The organism is Actinopolymorpha sp. NPDC004070 (assembly GCF_040610475.1).
GTDB lineage: Bacteria > Actinomycetota > Actinomycetes > Propionibacteriales > Actinopolymorphaceae > Actinopolymorpha.
The window spans coordinates 443866-464036 of record NZ_JBEXMJ010000002.1 but is presented as its reverse complement, the minus strand read 5'-3'; the positions used below and the strand labels follow the sequence as shown (position 1 = coordinate 464036).

Annotated in this window: 14 protein-coding genes; 12 read left to right on the top strand and 2 right to left on the bottom strand. The window is 72.5% G+C overall.

What is annotated here, in order from left to right:
• The first annotated feature begins 69 nt into the window (after positions 1-69).
• The 5 genes from ABZV93_RS05660 (at position 70) to ABZV93_RS05640 (ending at position 7365) form a co-directional block, all read left to right on the top strand.
• Positions 70-747 (top strand): hypothetical protein, encoded by a 678-nt coding sequence (locus tag ABZV93_RS05660; RefSeq protein WP_354930888.1) that lies wholly within the window; start codon positions 70-72, stop codon positions 745-747.
• A complete protein-coding gene (locus ABZV93_RS05655; RefSeq protein ID WP_354930885.1) occupies positions 747-2372 on the top strand; it encodes a M23 family metallopeptidase in 1626 nt (541 codons plus the stop codon). The genes ABZV93_RS05660 and ABZV93_RS05655 overlap by 1 nt, the downstream gene beginning before the upstream one ends.
• Before the next feature lie 179 nt (positions 2373-2551).
• Positions 2552-3337: a hypothetical protein gene (locus ABZV93_RS05650; protein ID WP_354930882.1), complete on the top strand. Its 786-nt coding sequence runs from the start codon at positions 2552-2554 to the stop codon at positions 3335-3337.
• Positions 3338-3426: 89 nt separating this feature from the next.
• Positions 3427-5691, top strand: a complete 2265-nt coding sequence (locus ABZV93_RS05645; protein ID WP_354930879.1) for a hypothetical protein — start codon at positions 3427-3429, stop codon at positions 5689-5691.
• A 6-nt stretch (positions 5692-5697) separates the two neighbouring features.
• On the top strand, positions 5698-7365 hold the full coding sequence (locus ABZV93_RS05640; RefSeq protein WP_354930876.1) for an Hsp70 family protein: 1668 nt from the start codon (positions 5698-5700) through the stop codon (positions 7363-7365).
• A gap of 3 nt (positions 7366-7368) precedes the next feature.
• Here ABZV93_RS05640 and ABZV93_RS05635 read toward each other — a convergent pair whose 3' ends face one another.
• Positions 7369-8463: a nuclease-related domain-containing protein gene (locus tag ABZV93_RS05635; RefSeq protein ID WP_354930873.1), complete on the bottom strand. Its 1095-nt coding sequence runs from the start codon at positions 8461-8463 to the stop codon at positions 7369-7371.
• Positions 8463-10832: a hypothetical protein gene (locus ABZV93_RS05630; RefSeq protein ID WP_354930870.1), complete on the bottom strand. Its 2370-nt coding sequence runs from the start codon at positions 10830-10832 to the stop codon at positions 8463-8465. The genes ABZV93_RS05635 and ABZV93_RS05630 overlap by 1 nt, the downstream gene beginning before the upstream one ends.
• 391 nt (positions 10833-11223) lie before the next feature.
• Here ABZV93_RS05630 and ABZV93_RS05625 point away from each other — a divergent pair, with 391 nt between their 5' ends.
• The 7 genes from ABZV93_RS05625 to ABZV93_RS05595 all read left to right on the top strand — a co-directional run bounded on the left by ABZV93_RS05625 (position 11224) and on the right by ABZV93_RS05595 (position 20113).
• Entirely contained in the window at positions 11224-12129 is a 906-nt protein-coding gene (locus ABZV93_RS05625) for an alpha/beta fold hydrolase (RefSeq protein ID WP_354930867.1), read from the top strand.
• 21 nt (positions 12130-12150) lie between these two features.
• On the top strand, positions 12151-13602 hold the full coding sequence (locus ABZV93_RS05620; protein ID WP_354930864.1) for a histidine kinase: 1452 nt from the start codon (positions 12151-12153) through the stop codon (positions 13600-13602).
• Positions 13599-14249 carry a response regulator transcription factor gene (locus tag ABZV93_RS05615; protein ID WP_354930861.1) on the top strand — a complete coding sequence of 217 codons (651 nt, stop codon included), beginning with the start codon at positions 13599-13601 and terminating at the stop codon, positions 14247-14249. Before ABZV93_RS05620 ends, ABZV93_RS05615 begins: the two co-directional genes overlap by 4 nt.
• Before the next feature lie 354 nt (positions 14250-14603).
• A complete protein-coding gene (locus tag ABZV93_RS05610; protein ID WP_354930858.1) occupies positions 14604-16337 on the top strand; it encodes an ABC transporter substrate-binding protein in 1734 nt (577 codons plus the stop codon).
• Between the two features lie 31 nt (positions 16338-16368).
• Positions 16369-17364 carry an ABC transporter permease gene (locus ABZV93_RS05605; protein ID WP_354930855.1) on the top strand — a complete coding sequence of 332 codons (996 nt, stop codon included), beginning with the start codon at positions 16369-16371 and terminating at the stop codon, positions 17362-17364.
• Complete coding sequence (locus tag ABZV93_RS05600; RefSeq protein ID WP_354930852.1) at positions 17361-18377, top strand: ABC transporter permease; 1017 nt, start codon at positions 17361-17363, stop codon at positions 18375-18377. Before ABZV93_RS05605 ends, ABZV93_RS05600 begins: the two co-directional genes overlap by 4 nt.
• Positions 18374-20113 carry an ABC transporter ATP-binding protein gene (locus tag ABZV93_RS05595; RefSeq protein WP_354930849.1) on the top strand — a complete coding sequence of 580 codons (1740 nt, stop codon included), beginning with the start codon at positions 18374-18376 and terminating at the stop codon, positions 20111-20113. Before ABZV93_RS05600 ends, ABZV93_RS05595 begins: the two co-directional genes overlap by 4 nt.
• The last annotated feature ends 58 nt before the right edge of the window (positions 20114-20171 follow it).

The window sequence follows — 20171 nt, the reverse complement described above, 5'->3', positions numbered from 1 at the left end:
GGCATCTACCCGCAGTTCGGAAACAGCCCGCGCGACGGTCGCCCGGGCAGGCACGTTCGGGAGCGACCGGTGGACAACCGCAACGCCCGGGTCATCGCGGTCATCGCGGCCGTGGTGGCCGTGCTGTCGGTCGTGGCGTTGATGGTGAGCACCTATCTCGGCGGCGACCGGGACACTCCGGCCGCCGAGCCGACCGCGACGACCGGCGAGGTCGACGGGCCACCCGCGCCCGCCGGACCGGAGGTCCCGACGCCGACGCCGACCATGCCGGACGAGGGCTCCGACCACGCCGACGACCCCTACACGCCGAACGCGAAGACGAAGGCCACGCTGATCCGGGTCAGCACGCGGTTCCTCGCCGAGTGGAAGCGGCCCGGCACCCCGGCCGAGCGCACGACTCGGCTGCGTCCGTACGCCACCGAGTGGCTCACCACCCGGCTGGCCAGGATCGACCCCGCCAACCTGCCCACCGCGTCACCGAAGGGCAGGCCCGCGATCGTCGCCGCCACGCCGTACGCCGCGGCCACCAGCACGCTCTTCGACGACGGCATCCGCATTCGCTGCAACCTCGTGCTCGACACCACCGGGTGGCGGGTCTCGGAGGTCCTGCCCGACTCCGACACCCCGGTGCCGAGCCCACCGGCCACGCCGACCACGTCGCCCTCACCGAAGCCGGCCAAGCCGGCGAAGCCGGTCGCCACGTCCAGCCCCAGCCCCAGCACGACGAAGCGCGCCGGAGCGCCCTGATGCCGGCACCGGTCGTCGTCGCCGCCCGCACAGCAGGCCGCCGGCTCGCCCGGGCCGCGGCCACCAGGGTGGGCCGCCGCACCGCCGACTCCGCCATCCGCCGCGGGACCGGCGGGCGGGTCGGGCACGCACCGCACCGCCGCACGCTCTACGTCGCACTCGGTCTGGCCGTCCTTTTGCTGCCGGTGCTGATGGTCGGCCTGGTCGGCTCGCTCGGGCTGGCATTGTTCGCACCACTGGGCTCGACCGACACGCAGAACTCCGTGCCGTGCGGGCCGATCGGTGTGCTGGCGGCGTCGGACACCTCCGGCGCGGGCACGGGTGCGGGCTCGCACGTCGGCGTGGTGGCCGGCGACCCGTCTCAGCTCGACCCGGACCAGATCGACAACACCAGATCGATCATCGCCGCGGGCAAGCAGTCCCGGGTGCCGGAGTACGGCTGGGTGGTCGCCCTCGCCACCGCGCTGCAGGAGTCGGGGCTGCGCAACCTCGACTACGGCGACCGGGACTCCCTCGGCCTGTTCCAGCAGCGCAACGCGTGGGGCCCGCGCGAGGACCGCACCAACCCGTTCAAGTCCGCCACGATGTTCTACACCGGCGGCATGCGCGGCCAGCCCGGTCTGCTGGACATCCGGGGCTGGCAGAACATGACCGTCACCGACGCCGCCCAGGCCGTGCAGGTGTCGGCGTTCCCCAGCGCGTACGCCGACGACGAGCCGCTCGCCCGCGCCCTGGTGGCGAAGTACGGCGGTGGCGGAGGCGACGGACCCGGCGACTGCGGCTTCCCGCCCGGCACCACCTGCCCGCCCACACCGTGGCCCGCGTCGGAGGCCGGACTCACCCCGGACGCACTGAAGGTGATCCGCTGCGTGCACCAGCAGTTCCCGCAGTTCCGGACGGTCTACGGCGTGGGCGAGCGCCCGGCCGGCGGCGACGGCGACCACGCCCACGGCCGCGCGGTCGACGCGATGCTGCCGTTCCCCGACTACAAGTCCCAGCCGGCGAAGGCGTTCGGCTGGCAGGTGGCCAACTGGGTGCGCGCCAACCAGGCCCGCCTGGGCGTGCACTACGTCATCTTCGACAAGAAGATCTGGTCCATCAACCGCGACAAGGAAGGCTGGCGCGACTACACCCACTACGCCGGATGTACGACCGACACCTGCCTGCACTACGACCACATCCACGTCTCGGTGTTCGGCAACGCCGCCACCCTGCCCGCCACCGGCGTGTGGGTGCTCCCGGTCCCGCCGGGTTCCTACCGACTCACCGCGCGGTTCGGCCAGTGCAGCAGCCACTGGGAGAACTGCCACACCGGGCTCGACTTCGCCGCGCCGCCGGGCACTCCGGTCCGCGCGGCCGCGGCGGGGACGGTCATCTTCGCCGGTAACGGCGGCCCGTACGGCAACATGATCAAGATCGACAACGGCAACGGCGTCGTGACGATGTACGCGCACCAGCGCGCGTTCGCCGCCAGGGTTGGGACACGGGTGATCCCCGGTCAGATGATCGGCGAGGTCGGCTCGACCGGCAACACCACCGGACCCCACCTGCACTTCGAGGTCCGGGTCGACGGACGGCCCCAGGACCCGGAGGTCTGGCTGTCCGGACACGGAGTCTCGCCGTGATCCGCCAGAAGGTCCGGCGAGGAAAGCGGCGAGGCATCCGGCGAGGTTGCACATCCGCGCCGAGGAACTACTGTTCGCGAAGTACACACCACGGACGCCGCACACGTGTCCGCCCGTGCGAGGCCGACGGTGCGCGCGTCATGATGGACGGGCGAGCGCTCCGGGGAGGGGGCAGCGAGGTGACGACAGGCTCCGGTGCGGGCTCGTCCGCACCCGACCGGCCCGACCGTTCCGGCGTCGACTCCCCCGGGCAGAGTGCGCCGAAGGCCGAGCCACCGACCTCCGGGCGACCGGCCGCCGGGTCACCGACGCCGGCCGCGCCGTATCCGGACCTGCCCGACGTGGAGTTCGCCGGATCGGAGTTTCCCGACGCCGAGGCTCTCGGTGCGCGCGACCCGAACCACACCGGCCCCGGCTACGAAGGCGCGGACTACGACGACGCCGACCACGACGGTCTGCCCTTCCCCGGCGGGCCGGAGTTCGCCGACGCCGACACCACGACGTCGAACTCCTCGGACCCGCCCGCCACCGACGGTGCCGGCCGTCCCGCGGGTCTTCGACTGGAGCCGGCGACGGCGTTCGGCGTGGAGGGTTACGATCCCGCGGATCCGTGGAACGCCGTCCTGTGCGTGGAGAACGAGACCGTGGCGACCGTCCTCCCACTGACACCGAGGAGCCTGGACCACCTGCTCGCCGGCCTGGTCGCCGTCCGCGACGCGCAACGCGTCGCTCTCGGCGCCGAGCCCGCACCGGACCTCGTCGGCGAGGCCGGTGCCACCCTCGACGAACGTCCCGGCGAACGCCTGAGTGCGCTGCGCCAGGTCGGGAACGCCGCCCGGCTCGCGACCGGTAGCGCCTCGGTCGCCCGCCTGTGGAACGACGCCGGCCGAGGCAGGATGGTGATCATCGGTGGCGCCGTGTTGTTCGTCCTGATCGGATTCCTCGCGTCCCTCTTCACTCGTTAGCGTGCTCAGAACGTGCTCAGGCCCCGCCGGGAGCAAGCCCCCACCGCAGGGAGAAAGTTGTGAGTGACCAGCAGCCCCACGATGACGACATGCCTACCGGCGATGCCACGTCGGGCGAGCGGCCGGCGTCGTTCCACGGACCGCACAACGGCTCCGGGAACGGCTCAGGGAACGGCTCGGCGGACGGGGCCGGAAACGGAAACGGTTCCGACGACGCCGGCGCCGGTTCGGCTCGGCCAGGGGAGCGCCCGGGCGAGCAACGCCCGGAGAGCGTGTTCGACGTCGATCCCGACGCCTACGAGGAGCACATCGGGGTCGGACGTCCCTACCAACAGCCCCCGCACCGCCAGCCCGACGACGACTCCCCGGAGTCGGAATCCGGGTCCGGCTTCGGGTCCGGCTTCGGTTCCGGGTTCGGGTCCGGCTTCGAGCCGGCACGGGACGAGCCACCGTCGCAGTGGTTCTTCAGTTCGGTTCCGGCCGGCAACGGGGACGCCGAGGTGACCCCGGCGGCCGCGTCCGACGCCGGCGGCATCGACCGCGCCGACGAGCCGGGAGACGCCGGAGCGCCCGACCACTCATCGGCCGCGGACTACTCCGACGAGGCCGGCAGCGGGCACGCCTCCACCGCGGACACAGCCGGCCAGGCCGACACCACAGGCACAGACGACGCGGACGCCGACGCGAGGACCGACACCGCGACCACCGGCCGGGCGGACGACGCCGGTGCCGACACCTCTCGGCAGGCGTACACCGGCGAGTCCGCGACGAGTGCTCCGGCGCGCGGTGACGACACCGGCTTCAGCCTCGGCTTCGGGCCGATCTCCTCCCAGCCGCCGTCGCGCTGGTCACCCCCGGCCCGCAGCCAGGGCGGCAGGCGTGGCCCCACCGAGCCGACCGGGACCGAGCCCACCGGAAGCGGGCCGTCCGGCGCCGGCTCGTCCGGCGCCGAACGCTCGCCGCAACCGGCCGCGGCGCAGGGCCGGGCCGCGCAGACCGGGTCGACGTACGAACGCGCGCAGTCCGGCTCGGCGACACCGGCCGAACCCTACGGCGGCGCGCGGTCGACGGCTGCCTCGACCGCACCACCCTCGCCGGCGGCCAGGCGACGTGGCGAGGACTCCCTGACCATTGACGGCCCCGCCCAGCGCACCTCGGTCGACCAGGGCTGGAACCAGCCGCGGCACAGTGCCGACAACGACCGGAGCGGGTTCGAACGCGACCCCAACGAGCGCGGCACCGGCGAACGCCGCCCCGCCGAGCAGTTGGCGGGCGACCACGCGCGCGGCGGTCCCGAGGGTGGTTCGGCCGCGACGGTTCGGGGAGTCAGCAGGTTCGGCCGGCCGGGCCGCGGCGACACGCCTGCGCGTGGGAAGGAACTCGTCCTCGACGTGCCACCGATCAGCGACGACGAGGACGAGGCGTTCAGCCGTGACCTGTCCACCCAGCGCCGCCGGCCGGTGCCGCGCTTCGGCTGGCAGGGCGCGTTGTACCGCCTCACCCGGATCAACCTCGGCCCGAGCCGGCGGGACCGCCAGGAAATGGAGCTGCGCGAACGCCTCAACCGCCAGCTTCGGCGTACCCGCGGCTACTGCGGCTACATCGGCATCGCCTCGGAGAAGGGCGGCGTCGGCAAGACCACGCTGGCCGCGCTACTGGCCGCCGAGATCGCCGAGGGGCGCCGGGAGTCGGTCGGCGTGGCCGACCTCAACCCCGACCTCGGGACGCTGCCGGACCGGTTGGGTGTCCGTCCGGCCCACTCGATCCGCGACCTGCTCGCCCACGTGGAAGAGATTCCGTGGCGCTACCACGTGCACGACTTCATGGAGAAGGTCCCGGAGATGAACGTCCGGGTGCTGGCCGCCTCCACCGACCGCAAGATCCGGCACCAGCTGAGCATGGCCGACGTCGAACTGCTCGCCGAGTTGTTCGCGCCGTTCTTCTCCTTCGCGATCCTCGACAACGGCACGCACATCACCCACGAGGCGATGCTCGGCACGCTGCGGGTCGCGCACGGAATGGTGCTGGTCACCGACAACACCAAGGACGGCGCCAACCTCGCCCGTAAGACGCTGCAGTTCCTCAGCGACAACGGGTTCCCCGACATGCGGCGCCGGGTGGTGCTGGCCGTGGTGGCGAAGGAGACCGCGAGCCCGGTGAAGGTGCGGGCGATCGAGCGGGCGTTCGCCGACCACGTGCGCGAACTCGTCGTCGTGCCCTACGACCCCGCGCTGGACGGAGGCGGAAAGATCCCGTTCCGCGACCCGAACGCCGTCAACAAGATGTTGCGCCCGCAGACCCGGGAGGCCGTCCGCCGGCTGGCCGCCATCCTCATCGACGACCTCGTGTCCTGACCTGCGATGGGTGGCCGGCAGGCGCCCGGGACCGGCCGCTGGGTCGGTATCGACCTGGGTACGACGTTCTCGGCGGTGGCCCGGGTCGACGAGTTCGGCCGGGCCACCGTGCTGCCCAACCGGGACGGCGAACGCATCACGCCCTCGGTGGTGTTCTTCGACGGGGAGCAACCGCTGGTCGGGACGATGGCCCGGCGGTCGGTGGCAGCGTCACCGCTGGACGCGGTGCGGTTCGTCAAGCGGGCGATGGGCGATCCGTCCTGGCGGTTCGAGACCTCACGGGGCACCGGCTACGGGCCGGAGGAGATCTCGGCGCTGATCCTCAAACGCCTGAAGGAGGACGCCGAACGCGCGCTGGCCGGCGAGGTGCGCGACGCGGTGATCACCGTGCCGGCGTACTTCGACGACGCGGCCCGGCGGGCGACGATCGCCGCGGGAACGATCGCCGGGCTGACGGTACGCCGGGTCGTCAACGAACCCACCGCGGCAGCGCTCGCCGCCGGGCTGGTCGGCGATCCCGGTGAGGGCAACGGGCCGGGCGCCGGCGGCTGGGCGGGGTCGCTGCTGGTGTACGACCTCGGCGGCGGCACCTTCGACGTCACCGCGCTGCGGGTCGAGCCGGACGCGGTGCACGTGCTCGCCACCGCGGGCGACCGCAACCTCGGCGGCTTCGACTTCGACAACGCGCTCATGCACCTGCTGGACGAACGCTTCCGCGCCGAGGGCGGGCCGAGCCTGCTCGGCGACGACGCCACCGAGGTGGACCTCCGCGAGCGTGCCGAGCTTGTCAAGCACACGTTGACAAGCGTCGACAAGGCGGTCGCCCACCTGGCCGTGGGCGGCTTCGCGCGCGCCGTCACCGTGACGCGGGACGACTTCGAGCACCTCACCTCCGCCCTGTTGAGCCGTACCCGCGACACCGCCGAGCAGGTGGTCGAGGAGGCCGGCCTGACCTGGCCGGGGGTGGACCGGATCCTGCTGGCCGGCGGCTCGACCCGGATGCCGATGGTGCGCCGGATGCTGACCGAGATCTCCGGCCGGGCTCCGGACGCGACCGCCAACCCCGACGAGGTGGTGGCGCTCGGCGCCGCCCGGATGGCTCACCTGCTGGAGCAGGCCGAACCCCCGGCCGCGCCCGCGCCGCGCGGACGTTCCTCCCGGCTCCGGTCCAGGGCGCCGTTCGGGCTGCGGCGGAAGGAACGCACCGAGGAGTCCGAGGAGTCCAGGGCAAGTCCTGCCGGCATGCGGCTCGCCGTGCACGACGTGACGTCCCACGGGCTCGGTGAGATCGTCTTCACGCGGGACACCGACGTCCTCATCAATCGGGTGATCATCCCGCGCAACACCCCGATCCCGGCGGAGGAGTCGGCGGTCTTCTACACCCGGTACCCACGGCAGGGTGAGCTGGGCATCCGGATCACCGAGGGGGACGACACCGATCCGGCGCACGTCCGCATCCTCAGTGACGAACCCGTCCGGGTGCCGCCGTACCCGAAGGGTGCGCCGTTCGAGACCACTCTCGCCTACGACGCGAACCAGATCATCTGCGTCCAGATACGCGACCTGACCGCCGGCGAGCTGGTCGGCACGTTCGAGATCGAGCACGTGCTCAACCCGAACGCCGAGCGGGTCGCCGCCTCGACCGACCGGATCCGGGCTATCTCACCGCTGTAGGCCTCACCCGCCACCAGGTGCCAGACGTTCGGGAGCTTCCCAGCCTCCCAGGTATTCGAGGCGGGCGGTGACCCCGGCCACCATCTGGGTGTCACCGACCTGCGGGCGGGCACGCAGCCAGCCCGCGACCTGGTCGCCCGCGACCAGGTGCACCACCGCCCGAGTGGCATGGTCACGTCGGCCGACCAGGGCGATGTCGATCGGTGTGCCGGGGCGGGCCGATCCCCACACCGCCAGCACCACTCCGAGATCCGCATCCCTCAGCCAGGGCACGTCGTCGGCCGCCTCGAGGAGTTCCCCCACGGGGCGCAGGCGGGCGGCCAGTTCGGCGGCATCACCGTCCAGTCCATAGGCCTCGACCGGACCTGAGTCCTGGTCGACCGAGGTGAGCGCGAGCGAGCCCTCCCAGCTGCGGGACTCCACGACGTACACCCCACCCGGTCCGGCGACCAGATGTTCGGCGACGAGTCCACCGGGCAGGGCGAGTCCGCCGGCCACCGTCCAGTCGCCGGGCAGCGAGGCCAGCGTCGTCGCCGTCCGGTCCGCCCCGCGGGCGGCGAGCGCGACCGCGCTTGTGTCGGCCGGCGCCCGCCGGACCGTCGTACGGCGGAGGGTCAACCGACCTCGTGAGCGGAGGACGACGAAGGCCACCGCCACCACAAAGCCGGCGACCGGAACCACGGACAGCGCGAAGACGCTCAGGAAGCTCGCCACCACGAGGAGCGCATGGGCGGCCACCACGGTGGGCAACCGACCAGCCGGTCGGCCCGTCCCCGGGTGGGGGGTCAGCCAGACCAGGAGCGTCAGCACGCCGAGGAACGTCCAGAACACCGTGCCCAGCCACAGCGGAGCATTGGCCCCCAGCCCCGCACCGGCGACCTGGGTCACCCAGGAGGTGACCAGGCACGCGAGCAGCAGGGACAGGAGGGTCAGCGCGCCGTCGCGGCTTCGGCGCATCCACCAGGCGAACCCCGCCGCCGTGAGCCCCGCCGCCGCCAGCGCGATCGTCGCACCGTCGCGAAGCGCCAGGACGACCACGAGGAGCAGCCCCAGCACGACCGCGACTCCACGGAACACGCGAGAGTGCGCCGTCACCATCACGTCGGATCATTGGGCGGCGGGCGCTTGCCGCCACCACCGGGGTTCTTCAGCGCCTCGAGCACTTCCTCGTGGCGGCCCTCGGCCTGGTTCCAGTCCTCGATCCGGCGCTGCTCGGCGGCCTCGTCCCGCCGCCGCCGCAGTGCCGGCGCCTGCGCCCTGGTCACGGTCATCCGGCCCTGGTCACCGGCGAGAGTCTGCGCCCGGCCGACCTGCGTCGTCATCCGCCCACCGGCGACGGCGCCCTGCATCCGGCCCCGGCGTACCTCTGTACGCCACTGCCGGGATCCGCGTTCGTAGCCGAGGCCCTCGGCGGCCTCCGCGCCGGCCATCGCACCGGAGCGGGCGCCGCTGCGTACGCCGCGCTGCATGAGGTACGCACCGCCGACCGCCGCGCGCGTGCGGGCGGTCGCGCCGGTGTCGGCCGGGACCACACCTGCCTGCGTGGCCTCCTGCACGACCTGGGGTGCGAGCGCACCGGTGCGCAGCGCGGACAGGATCTTCCAGATCGCGGCGGTGGCCACCAGCATCAGGAAGATCTTGATCACCATGCCGCCCTGTGCGACCTGCAGGATGTTCAGCACCGCGAGCAGCAGCGCCAGCACCAGGCCGAACACGCAGCGCAGGAACACCGCCTGCACCATCACCCCGGCCATCATCCGCACGATCCGCCGCGCTGGTGGGAACGCCGCGATCGCCCCGATCAGCGGCAGGAAGATCCAGGCCATGAGGAACACCGCGTGCCAGAAGATGGTGAGCAGCGCCAGCAGGCCGACGAAGACGAACGCGATCAGGTTGACGAACAACGCCGCGATCGCGGTGGCCATCCGCCCGGTCGGCTGCGTGCCCTCCCAGAACTCGTAGTTCTGCGGGTAGACCTGCGCGATCTTGTACTGCACGCCCTTCCACAGGAAGTAGTTCTGGCCGGTGTCGACGCGTTTGCCGTCGGCCTCGTCGATTGTCTGGTTGCGCGACAGCGACTGCGCCACGACCTGCTGGACGGCGAGGTTGATCTTCGGCCGGTCCTGGCCGGCTGCGACCGGACGGTCGTCGCAGCGGTACTCGATGCTGGTGACGCCCTTGGGGCGCTGGTAGACCGGCGCCTGGCTGTTCGGGCAGTAGTTCTGGGAGCCCACCTTCAGGTCGTCGACCTTGAGCTGGCGTTCGGTGCCGAACTGGCCGTTGACCCAGGGCTGGAACAACAGCACCTCGTAGAGCATGCAGGAGGAGACCCGCTTGCCGAGGTTGTACGTCAGTGCGCGCGGGGAGTCCTGCGGCGGCCGCATGCCCAGGGAGCCGGCCTGGGAGTCGCCCTGGGCCTGGCTCGGCGTGGCCACCGTGGGCAGGTAACACGCGCTGGACGCGTCGGTGTTGCGGTTGATGATGGCGAGGTCCATCACCGCGGAGTTGAACTCCGAGGTGTACTTGTCCACCGCGCCGGTGAGCTTGACGTAGTTGTTCCCGGTGAGGATGGCGGTGATGGCCACCACGATCAGGGCCGAGCTGATCACGCCCGCGTAGGTCTCGCGGGAGTCGGCGCGGCGGTGGATGCGGGTCAGCACCCACAGGCCGGTGACCGCCACCGCGAGCGCGATCGCGGGTACGCCGATCTTGTCGTTGAGGTTGGTGAGCAGGCTCTGCTGGGCGTCGTAGAACGTCTCGAACGGCGCTTCGTTGCTGGCCAGCTGCTTCATCCCGATGGTGAGGCCGCCGAAGAAGCCGCCGAAGGAGAACAGCATCTGCGCGATGCCGGTGGCCGAGGCGTCCATCACCGAGCACTGCGTCTCGAAGTTGCTCTCCGGGTCGGAGGTGCCGAACTTCTGCTTGCCGTCGCGTACGTCGGTGTTGAGCGCCTTGGGGGTGTACGACCACAGCAGGCCGCGCGGTCCAGCGACCTCCAGCAGCGTGTGGTCGGAGGGGTTGGCCTGTCGCCCGCGCTTCTGCTTGTCCGGGTCGGCGCCGGGCTCGACGTCCTCCTTGGCGATGACCGGGATCCACGCCGTCATCCCGGAGCCGCCGTGCTCGGGGCCGGCGTTGGTGATGTTGCCGCTGCCGAACGGGCAGTCCCACGGCGCGGCACTCGCCGGACGCATCGCGACCGTGACCCCGAAGATCGTTCCGGCCACCACGCCGAACGCGGCGAGCAGCCGGCCGGCGCGCAGCCACCCCGCCCGCCAGGCGCGCCGACGTGAGCCGGCCGCCGGACCGGGGCGATCGGCGGCGGTACCGGACGGGCCACCGGTGGGCTCGGCCGAGGCGGCGGGGACGGCGAGCAGGAACTCCCCGCGCTCGACGCGAGGACGGGCACACCGCCTGAGGGCCGACGCCCGACGGGGCGCCGGTGGCGTGACCGAACTGTCGCGTCTCATCTGCCCGGTGTCGTCCCTACTGCCTCACTGTCACAACTGCTCTGAACGTCCTCGATGCCCCCGCTGTCACCACTGTCCTCCATCCCCCCCGTGTGCCCGGCGTCCCTCGCGGCCGGTGTGTTGGGGTTGTGGCCGGTTGGTGGCACGTTGGTGCGCCCTAGTCACGATAGGCGTCCACGTCGGCTTTGTACGTACGGAGACCCCCGGATGTGGACATTCGGTGCCGAGTGCACCGACCTGCCACCTGAGGCCCTCCTCACCCCTCGGCGGGAGCGCGGATGCCTCCCGGGAGGGATGGCGGCGCGGGCCGCGGCGACGAGAGTTCCGAGTGTGAACGAAGCGGCGGGCCGCCACGCCGACGCGGGAGGGGGCGGATGTCAGGATGACGGCCATGACCACGACGACCACGACCCCGACGTTCGTCCTCGTGCACGGCTCCAACGGCAACGCCGCCAACTGGACCGCCCTGCAGCGCGAGCTCACCCTGCTCGGCCACCGCAGCCTCGCCGTGGACCTGCCCGGGCACGGCTTCGGCGCGACCTTCCCGGCGGCCTACCAGGCCCCGCAGGACCTGGCCGCGCTGGCGACCGCGCCGTCGGCGATGGCCGGCGTCACCCTGGCCGACAACGTGGACCACGTCACCGGCGTCCTGCGGCGGGCCGCCGAGCACGGGCCGGTGATCCTGGTCGGGCACAGCCGGGGCGGGATCACCCTCACCGCGGTCGCGAACGCCGTACCGGAACTCGTCGACCGGCTCGTCTACGTCTCGGCGTGGTGCTGCGTCGACTCGACCCCGGGTGAGTACATGCAGGGCTCGGAGTACGCGAGCAGCGCGCTCGGCGACACCATGGGCCTGCTGGTGGGCGACCCGGCCGCACTGGGCGCGATCCGGATGAACTGGCGTACCGCCGACCCCGACCTGCTGGCCGCGCTGCGCACGGCGATGCTGGCCGACGGAAGCGAGGACGAGTTCCTCTCGTTCCTGAACACCCTGGAGCCGGACGAGAGCCTGGACGCCGGCGGCCCGGACGACCGCGCCCAGGCAGCGACGTGGGGCCGGATCCCGCGTACATACGTCCGGCTCACCGGGGACCGCTCCATCCCGGTCGCGCTGCAGGACCGGTTCATCGCCGAGGCGGACGCCCTCACCCCGGACAACCTGTTCCAGGTGCACACGCTGGACAGCAGCCACGTCGAGTTCCTGATCCGGCCCCGGCAGGCCGCGAAGCTCCTCGCCGGCCTGGCCGAAAACGGGGCGGGCGACGGACCGCGCGGCCATTCGGACAGCGAGGGGTAGTGCCGTGAGGAGGGGACAGTGGTGAGGACGACGGTCCCGGCCGGTACGACGGCCCGGCTGCGGGCGTGGAGCCGCGCGCTGCTGTTCCTGCTCGTCGGCACCGGCGGCGCCAGCTCGGTCGGGTTGTGCGCGTGGTTCCTCACCCTCCCGGTCACGCTGAACCTGGATTCCGGCTGGGTCCGCGCCGCCCTGGTCGTCGCGACGGCGCTGGTCCTCGCGCTGGCGATGGGCCTGCTCATCCCGGCCCGGCGTACCGAGGTCGTCCTGGCCGAGACGCTGCTCGGCGCGCGGTTCCCCGACGGATGGCACCGGCAACAGCAGGCGGGGCGGGTCGAACGCGTACGAACGTCGCTGTGGTTCACCGCGCACCTGGTGGCCGGCGCGGCCGTGCTGCTCGCCGGCCTGGTGGCGATTCCGGTCGGGGTCGGCCTGGTCGGCGCGCCGTGGACCGGCGCCGCGGGCACCCGCCCGCTCGGCATACCGGCGCTTCCCCTGCTCGGCACGGGTGCGGACTGGCTGGTGGTCGCCGCCGGCGCGGTCGCCGCCGTGGTTGGTGCTGCGGTCGTGGTCGGCCTGCCCCTGCTGGCCACCTGGCCGGCGGAGGTGATGCTCGGCCCGTCGCCGCGGGAACTGATGGCGATCACCGCGACCCAGGCCGCCCGGGCCGCCGAGCGCAACCGGGTCGCCCGCGACCTGCACGACTCCGTGGGGCACAACCTGAGCATCATCTCGGTGCTGGCCACGGCCGCGGTCCGTACGCCGGAGGAGAGCGCGGTACGCGCGTACTGCGAGGACATCGCCGGGGTCGCGCGGTCCGCACTGACCGACCTCGACGAGGCGTTGCGGGTCCTGCGCGCCGACGCGGGTCCCGGCTCCGGGACCGGCTCTGGGACCGGCTCCGGGACCGGCTCCGGCAGCAGGTCCGGCAGCGGCGCGGACACCGGGCCCGGCCCGGGCGGCGGAGCCGACCAAGGCTCCGGTGGAGGGGACACGGACGCCCGCACCCTCGCCGACCTGGACACCCTGCTGGAGCGGCTGCGTTCGGCCGGGCGGCGGATCGACGGGAGCGTGCCCGCGGAGGCGGGCGCGGTGCCGGAGCCGGTGAGCCGCGAGGGATACCGGATCGTCGCCGAGGCGCTGACGAACGCCGCCCGCTACGGCACCGACGACCCCACCGAGCTCACGCTCACCCTCGCCGAGGACCGGTTGAGGATCGAGGTGGCCAACCGGGTCGGCTCCACCGGCCGCGGCCGGCGCGACGGCGGGCGCGGCCTGGTCGGCATCCGGGAACGTGTGAACCTGCTCGGCGGCACCCTCGCCGTCGGACCCGAGGAAGGCGCCGCGGGATGGTGGCGGCTGCGCGCCGAACTCCCCGGAGCGGCGGCACGCCCCCGTCCCGACTCCCGTTCCCGTCCCGTGTCACCGAACTCACCGGCCTCACCCACCCCACCGGCACCGGAGCAGACCAGATGAACCCGAACATCAGCGTTCTCGTGGCCGACGACGAGCCGATGATCCGGCACGGTCTCGCGGCGATCCTCGCCCCCGAACCCGACATCGCCGTCGTCGGCGAGGCCGGCGACGGGGCAGAGGCCGTCTCGGCGACCGGGCGGCACCTGCCGGACGTCGTCCTGATGGACGTCCGGATGCCCCGGGTGGACGGCATCGAGGCGACCCGGACGATCACCGCCCGGTGGCCCGACCGGGTGAAGGTGCTCGTGCTCACGACGTTCGCCGACGACGACTACGTGACCCGGGCGATGCTGGCCGGCGCCTCCGGCTTCCTGCTCAAGCGGGCGTCCGGAGAGGAGATCACCCAGGCCATCCGCACGGTGCACGGCGGTGAGTCGCTGCTGTTCCCGGCGAAGGTCCGGGCGATGTTCGGGTCGGCCGGTGCGGCCCACGAGGCGCACCCCGGGTTCGGCCGGCTCACCGCGCGGGAGGCGGAGATCCTCACCCTCGTCGCTGAAGGGCTGTCCAACGCCGAGATCGCCCGCCGGCTCTACGTCAGCGTGGAGACGGTGAAGACGCACGTCGCCTCGGTGCTCACCAAGCTGGAGGTACGCGACCGCACCCAGGCCGTGGTGCGGGCCTACCGCGACCGGTTCATCACGCCCTGACGCCGACCTTCGCGCATCCGGCACCCGGATGGCGAGGCTCCGGAAGCGGACGTACGATCTGCGTTCGTGTCGTGCAGTGTGTCGAGATCCGCGAGCGCTACCCGCCGGGACCAGTCCCCGGCGCAGGGGTACGTGCTCGCGTTGCTGGCCGTCCACGCACACGACGTCGCCGACGTGCTGTGTCGCTGACTCCTGCCTCCGACTTCCGGAGCACCCAGGGACCGGCGTCGGGCGCAGACGTCACACCACTCGCCGTACACCGCCGTACGCCGTCCCGGGTGCTCGTGTCCCCACCAGGCCGTCCGCTCCGACTGCTGAGCCGACCGGCCTCCGGTGCCTCCCGAAGGGCTCTCCATGCGTCACGTTCCACCTCTTCTCATCCGGGCCGCGGCCATCGGCGTCGCTGTGGCCACCCTCTCCGTCGCGACCGCGTGCGGTTCGGGCGGCGGTGACGACAACGCCCGCGGCGGCAGCGCGGGCGGCGGTGGGTTCGATCCCGCCAAGTGCCAGGGCGGCACGCTGTCGGTTCTGAACCAGAAGGACATCACCCACCTCGACCCGGCCCGCCTCTACACCTCCGGCGGCGGCAACATCCCCTCGCTGCTGTTCCGTACGCTCACCACCCGCAACCGCGCGGGCGGCGCCGCGGGCGCGAAGGTCGTTCCCGACCTGGCCACCAACACCGGTGTCGCCAGCGACGACGCGAAGACCTGGACCTACACGCTGCGGGACAACCTGAAGTTCAGCGACGGGTCGAAGATCACCTCCAAGGACGTCAAGTACGGCATCGAGCGGTCGTTCGCGCCGGAGCTTCCCGGCGGTGCGCCGTACCTCCGCGACTGGCTGGCCGGCGCCGCCAACTACCAGGGCGTCTACAAGGACCCGGCCGGCATCAAGGCGATCGAGACCCCGGACGACAAGACGATCGTGTTCCACCTGCGCAAGCCGGAGGGCGACTTCCCGTTCCTCGCCACGGCCACGCAGTTCGCCCCGGTGCCGAAGGCCAAGGACACCGGCGTGAAGTACGAGAACAAGCCGGTCTCCAGCGGGCCCTACCAGGTGGAGTCGTACCAGAAGAACAAGAAGCTGGTGCTCACCCGCAACCCGCACTGGTCGCGGTCGGTCGACAAGAACCGCCTCGCCTGCCCGGAGCGGGTCGAGGTCACCTCCGGCCTGGACGCCGCGGTGATCAACCAGCGGATCTTCACCGGCGCCGGCAAGGACGCGAACGCCGTCACCACCGACACCGACCTCGGCCCGTCCGAGCTCGCCCGCCTGGGTAACGACCCCGAGCTGGACAAGCGGGTGGCCAAGGGCCACTTCCCGTTCCTGTACTACATCGCGTTCAACCCCAAGCAGAAGCCGTTCGACGACCCCAAGGTGCGGCAGGCGATCTCCTACGCGGTGAGCCGTACGTCGGTGATCAACGCGGTCGGCGGCACCGCGCTGGCCGACCCGGCGACGACGTTCCTGCCGGCGCAGAAGTCGATGGGCTACCAGAAGTACGACTACTTCCCGGCGGGCAAGGCCGGCGACCCGGCCAAGGCGAAGCAACTGCTCGCGCAGGCGGGTCACCCGAACGGCCTCACCGTGCCGCTCACCTACGTCTCCGACTCCAAGGACGGGACCGGACCGGGCGCGGCCACCGCGATCCAGGACGCACTGAAGAAGGCCGGCATCACCGTCAAGCCGCAGGGCCTGGAGACCGACGCGTTCTACGAGCAGACCGGGGACCCGAAGAAGGAGCCCGGGATGATGCTGTTCGGCTGGGGCGCGGACTGGCCGTCCGGCTTCCCGTTCCTGCAGCCGATCTTCGACGGCCGGCAGATCCCGCCGCAGGGCAACTACAACCTCGCGCAGTACGACGACCCGAAGGTGAACGCGGAGTTCGACGAGATCGCGAAGATCACCGACCCGGCGCAGGCGGCGAAGCGCTACGGCCAGCTCGACGCCCAGCTGGGCAAGCAGGCGTTGACAGTCCCGCTCTACACCACCAAGGACCTGGTGATGTACGGCAAGAACGTCAAGAACGCCTTCGTCAGCGACTGGACCGGCAGGTACGACGTCACGATGCTGTCGGTGAAGTGAGCACCACGGTGATCAGCTCGGTGAGCAGCAGGTGAGCGCCACCGTCTCCACGCCGCCGCCCGCGTCCGGCCCCGAGCCGGACGCGGGGGCGGTGCCCGCGGGCCGCGGCGCGGTCGGCGGCGGCCGGGTGGTCTGGCTCCGGTTCACCTCGAGCCGGGCCGCCGTCGTCGCCGCGGTCGTCGTCGGCCTGCTCGTCCTGGTCGCGCTGCTGGCACCGCTGCTGGCCGCGTTGGAGGGGCAGGACCCGACGACCTTCCACGACGGGCTGATCGACTCCGGCCGCGGCGGCGTACCGCTCGGTTCGTTCGGCGGGATCAGCGCCGACCACTGGCTCGGCGTGGAGCCCACCACCGGGCGGGACCTGTTCGCCCGGGTCGTCTACGGCGCCCGGGTCTCCCTCGGCGTGGCGATCGGCGCGACCGTGCTGCAGGTGCTGATCGGTGTCACGGTCGGGCTGGCCGCGGGTGTGGGCGGGCGACTGCTGGACAGCGTTCTCGGCCGGTTCATCGACCTGATCCTGGCGTTCCCCGGGCTGGTGTTCTCAATCGCGCTGCTGGCGATCGTGCCGTCGTCGTTCCCGCGTCCGGTGCTGCTGGTGGTCGTCCTCGGGGTCCTCGGCTGGGCCGGGGTTGCCCGGATCGTGCGCGGCCAGACGCTGACTCTGCGGGAGGCCGACTATGTCGCGGCCGCCCGGCTGGCCGGCGTGCACCCGGTGCGGGTGGCGCGCCGGGAGATCCTGCCCGGCCTGGCCGCGCCGGTGCTGACGTACGCCGCGCTGCTGCTGCCCGGCAACGTCGTGGCCGAGGCGGCACTGTCGTTCCTCGGCATCGGCGTCCGCCCACCGACGTCGTCGTGGGGGCAGATGCTGTCCACGGCGACGACATGGTTTCGCGGCGACCCCACGTACGTGCTGATCCCGGCCGTGCTGCTGTTCGTCACCGTGCTGGCGTTCACCCTGGCCGGCGACGGCCTGCGGACCGCACTCGACCCGCGGGCCCGAGCACGCGTGCGGGGGCGGGCCTCGTGACCGGCTACCTGCTGCGCCGGCTGGCGGGCGCCCTGGTGGTGCTGCTCGTCCTGTCCGCCGTGGTCTACACGATCTTCTACCTCACGCCGGGCAACCCGGCGCTGCTGGCCTGCGGCAAGGGCTGTACGCCGGACCACCTGAAGGTCGTCGAGGCCCAGATGGGCGTCGACCAGCCGATCTGGGTGCAGTACTGGCACTTCCTGCAGGGCCTGCTGGCCGGCCGCGACTTCAGCGCCGGCCCCACCGTCGACCACTGCCCGGCGCCCTGCCTGGGCTACTCGTTCCAGACCGACGAGCCGGTACTGGCGCTGCTGTTCGACCGGCTGCCGGTGACGCTGTCGCTCACCCTCGGCTCGCTGGTGATCTGGCTGGTCGTCGGCGTCGCCGCGGGTGTGGTGTCCGCGCTGCGCCGGGGCCGCACCGCCGACCGGCTGGTGACGGTGACCACGCTCGCTGGGATGTCCGCGCCGACGTTCCTGGTGGGCATCCTGTTGCTGATGCTGGTGTGCGCGTACCTTCGCTGGCTGCCGTTCCCGTCGTACGTCCCGCTGCACGAGGACCCCGCCGCCTGGGCCACCAACCTGGTGCTGCCGTGGGTGACACTGGCGATCGTGCAGGCCGCGGTCTACACCCGGATCACCCGCACCTCGATCCTGGAGACGCTGGCCGAGGACCACATCCGCACCGGCCGGGCGTACGGCCTGACCGAACGCTCCATCGTCGGCCGGCACGCCCTGCGCAGCGCGCTCACCCCGCTGGTGACGCTGGTGGCGCTCGACCTCGGTGCCCTGCTCGGCGGCGCGGCGATCACCGAGAGCGTGTTCGGGCTGCCCGGCCTGGGCCAGCTGCTGGTCGACTCGGTCCGCGTGGTCGACCTGCCGGTGGTGGTGGGCCTCACCCTGCTGTCCGGCTTCTTCATCGTGCTCGCCAACGCTGTCGCGGACCTGTTGTACGCGGTGGCCGACCCGCGGGTCAGCCTGGGCGAGGACCGGCTGGGGCGGAGGGGCGCATGACCGGCAACGTCGTTGACAACATCGTTCAGCCGGCGGTGTCCGTCCGCGACCTGCGGATCGCCTTTCCGGGTGCCGCGGCCTCCGGGGCGCCTCCCGCCGTCGACGGGCTGTCGTTCGACCTGCCCCCCGGCGGCGGGCTCGGCCTGGTCGGTGAGTCCGGCTCGGGCAAGACGGTCACCGCGCTGACGCTGCTCGGGCTGCACCGGGGCACCGACGCGCGGGTGTCCGGCGAGGTGGAGGTCGCGGGAGTACCGGTCCTCACCGCGCCCGACGAGCAGGTACGCCGGATGCGGGGAGCGGAGGTCGCGATGATCTTCCAGGACCCGCTGTCGGCGTTCGACCCGTACTACCGCGTCGGCGACCAGATCGGCGAGGTCTACCGGCTGCACACCGGCGCCGGCCGGCGGGCCGCTCGCGAACGCGCGATCGAGGTGCTCGACCGGGTGCACATCCCCGACCCGCACCGCCGGGTGGACGCGTACCCGCACGAACTGTCCGGCGGCATGCGGCAGCGGGCCCTGATCGCGATGGCGCTGGCCTGCGAGCCGCGGGTGCTCGTCGCCGACGAACCCACCACCGCCCTCGACGTCACCGTGCAGGCGCAGATCCTCGACCTGCTGGCCGAGCTGCGGGCCGACACCGGGATGGCACTGATCCTGGTGACGCACGATCTCGGCGTGGTGGCGGGCAGCGTCGACAACGTGCTGGTGATGAGTGCCGGGCGGGAGGTCGAGCGCGGGCCGACCGCACGGGTCCTGGGCGCGCCCTCCGCGGCGTACACGCGCCGACTGCTGGCGGCGGTGCCCCGGGTGGACGTCGCGCCGGACCGGCCTGGCCGCGTAGGTACCGAGGTCGCGGCGAGCGAGGACGAACGCGACCCCGCCGACGGCGTGGTGATGACGATGCGCGGCGTGCACCGCGACTTTCCCGGCAGACGCGGTGGGGCCCGGCGGCGGGAGGTCGTGCACGCCGTCGCCGGCGTCGACCTGGACCTGCGCCGCGGCGAGGTGCTGGGCGTGGTCGGAGAGAGCGGCAGCGGGAAGACGACGCTGGCCCGGATGATGGTCGGCCTGCTGCGGCCCTCCGCCGGCGAGGTGCTGCTCGGCGGGACGGACCTCTCGAAGCTGTCCGGCCGCCGGTTGCGCGAGCGGCGCCGCGAGGTGGCGATGGTGTTCCAGGACCCGGCGTCCTCACTCAACCCCCGGCGCGCGGTCGGGGACAGCATCGCCGAGCCGCTGCGAGTACGGGGAGCAGGGCGGTCCGAGGCGGCGGCGACGGTCGCGGACCTGCTCACCCAGGTGGGCCTGGACCCGAACCGGTCCGGCGACTACCCGCACGAGTTCTCCGGCGGTCAGCGGCAGCGGATCGGGATCGCTCGAGCGCTCGCCGGCCGCCCGTCGGTGCTGGTCTGCGACGAGCCGGTGTCCGCGCTGGACGTCACGACCCAGGCGCAGGTGCTGGAGCTGATCGACGAGCTCCGGGCGGAGTACGGCTTCGCGGTGGTGTTCGTCAGCCACGACCTCGCCGTCGTCCGCCAGGTCAGCGACCGGGTGGCGGTGATGCGCCGGGGCGAGGTGGTCGAACTCGCCGACGCCGAGGTGTTGTACGAGGACCCGCGGCACGAGTACACCCGCGCGCTGCTGGCCGCCGTACCGGTCCTGGATCCCGAGCTCGCCCGGGTCCGCCGCGCCGAACGCCGCCAGCTCGCCGGGACTCCCCAGCCGACCGAAGCCTGACAGCTCCGGGTGACCTCGCTCGGGTGATTCTTCCGCGGAAGAATCCGTACGCGCCCGG

Excerpts from the sequence above, each read along its gene's own strand:
- ABZV93_RS05655 (WP_354930885.1), top strand. The coding sequence starts at position 747 with ATGCCGGCACCGGTCGTCGTCGCCGCCCGCACAGCAGGCCGCCGGCTC.
- ABZV93_RS05645 (WP_354930879.1), top strand. The coding sequence starts at position 3,427 with ATGCCTACCGGCGATGCCACGTCGGGCGAGCGGCCGGCGTCGTTCCAC.
- ABZV93_RS05640 (WP_354930876.1), top strand. The coding sequence starts at position 5,698 with ATGGGTGGCCGGCAGGCGCCCGGGACCGGCCGCTGGGTCGGTATCGAC.
- ABZV93_RS05635 (WP_354930873.1), bottom strand. The coding sequence starts at position 8,463 with ATGGTGACGGCGCACTCTCGCGTGTTCCGTGGAGTCGCGGTCGTGCTG.
- ABZV93_RS05630 (WP_354930870.1), bottom strand. The coding sequence starts at position 10,832 with ATGAGACGCGACAGTTCGGTCACGCCACCGGCGCCCCGTCGGGCGTCG.
- ABZV93_RS05625 (WP_354930867.1), top strand. The coding sequence starts at position 11,224 with ATGACCACGACGACCACGACCCCGACGTTCGTCCTCGTGCACGGCTCC.
- ABZV93_RS05615 (WP_354930861.1), top strand. The coding sequence starts at position 13,599 with ATGAACCCGAACATCAGCGTTCTCGTGGCCGACGACGAGCCGATGATC.
- ABZV93_RS05610 (WP_354930858.1), top strand. The coding sequence starts at position 14,604 with ATGCGTCACGTTCCACCTCTTCTCATCCGGGCCGCGGCCATCGGCGTC.
- ABZV93_RS05595 (WP_354930849.1), top strand. The coding sequence starts at position 18,374 with ATGACCGGCAACGTCGTTGACAACATCGTTCAGCCGGCGGTGTCCGTC.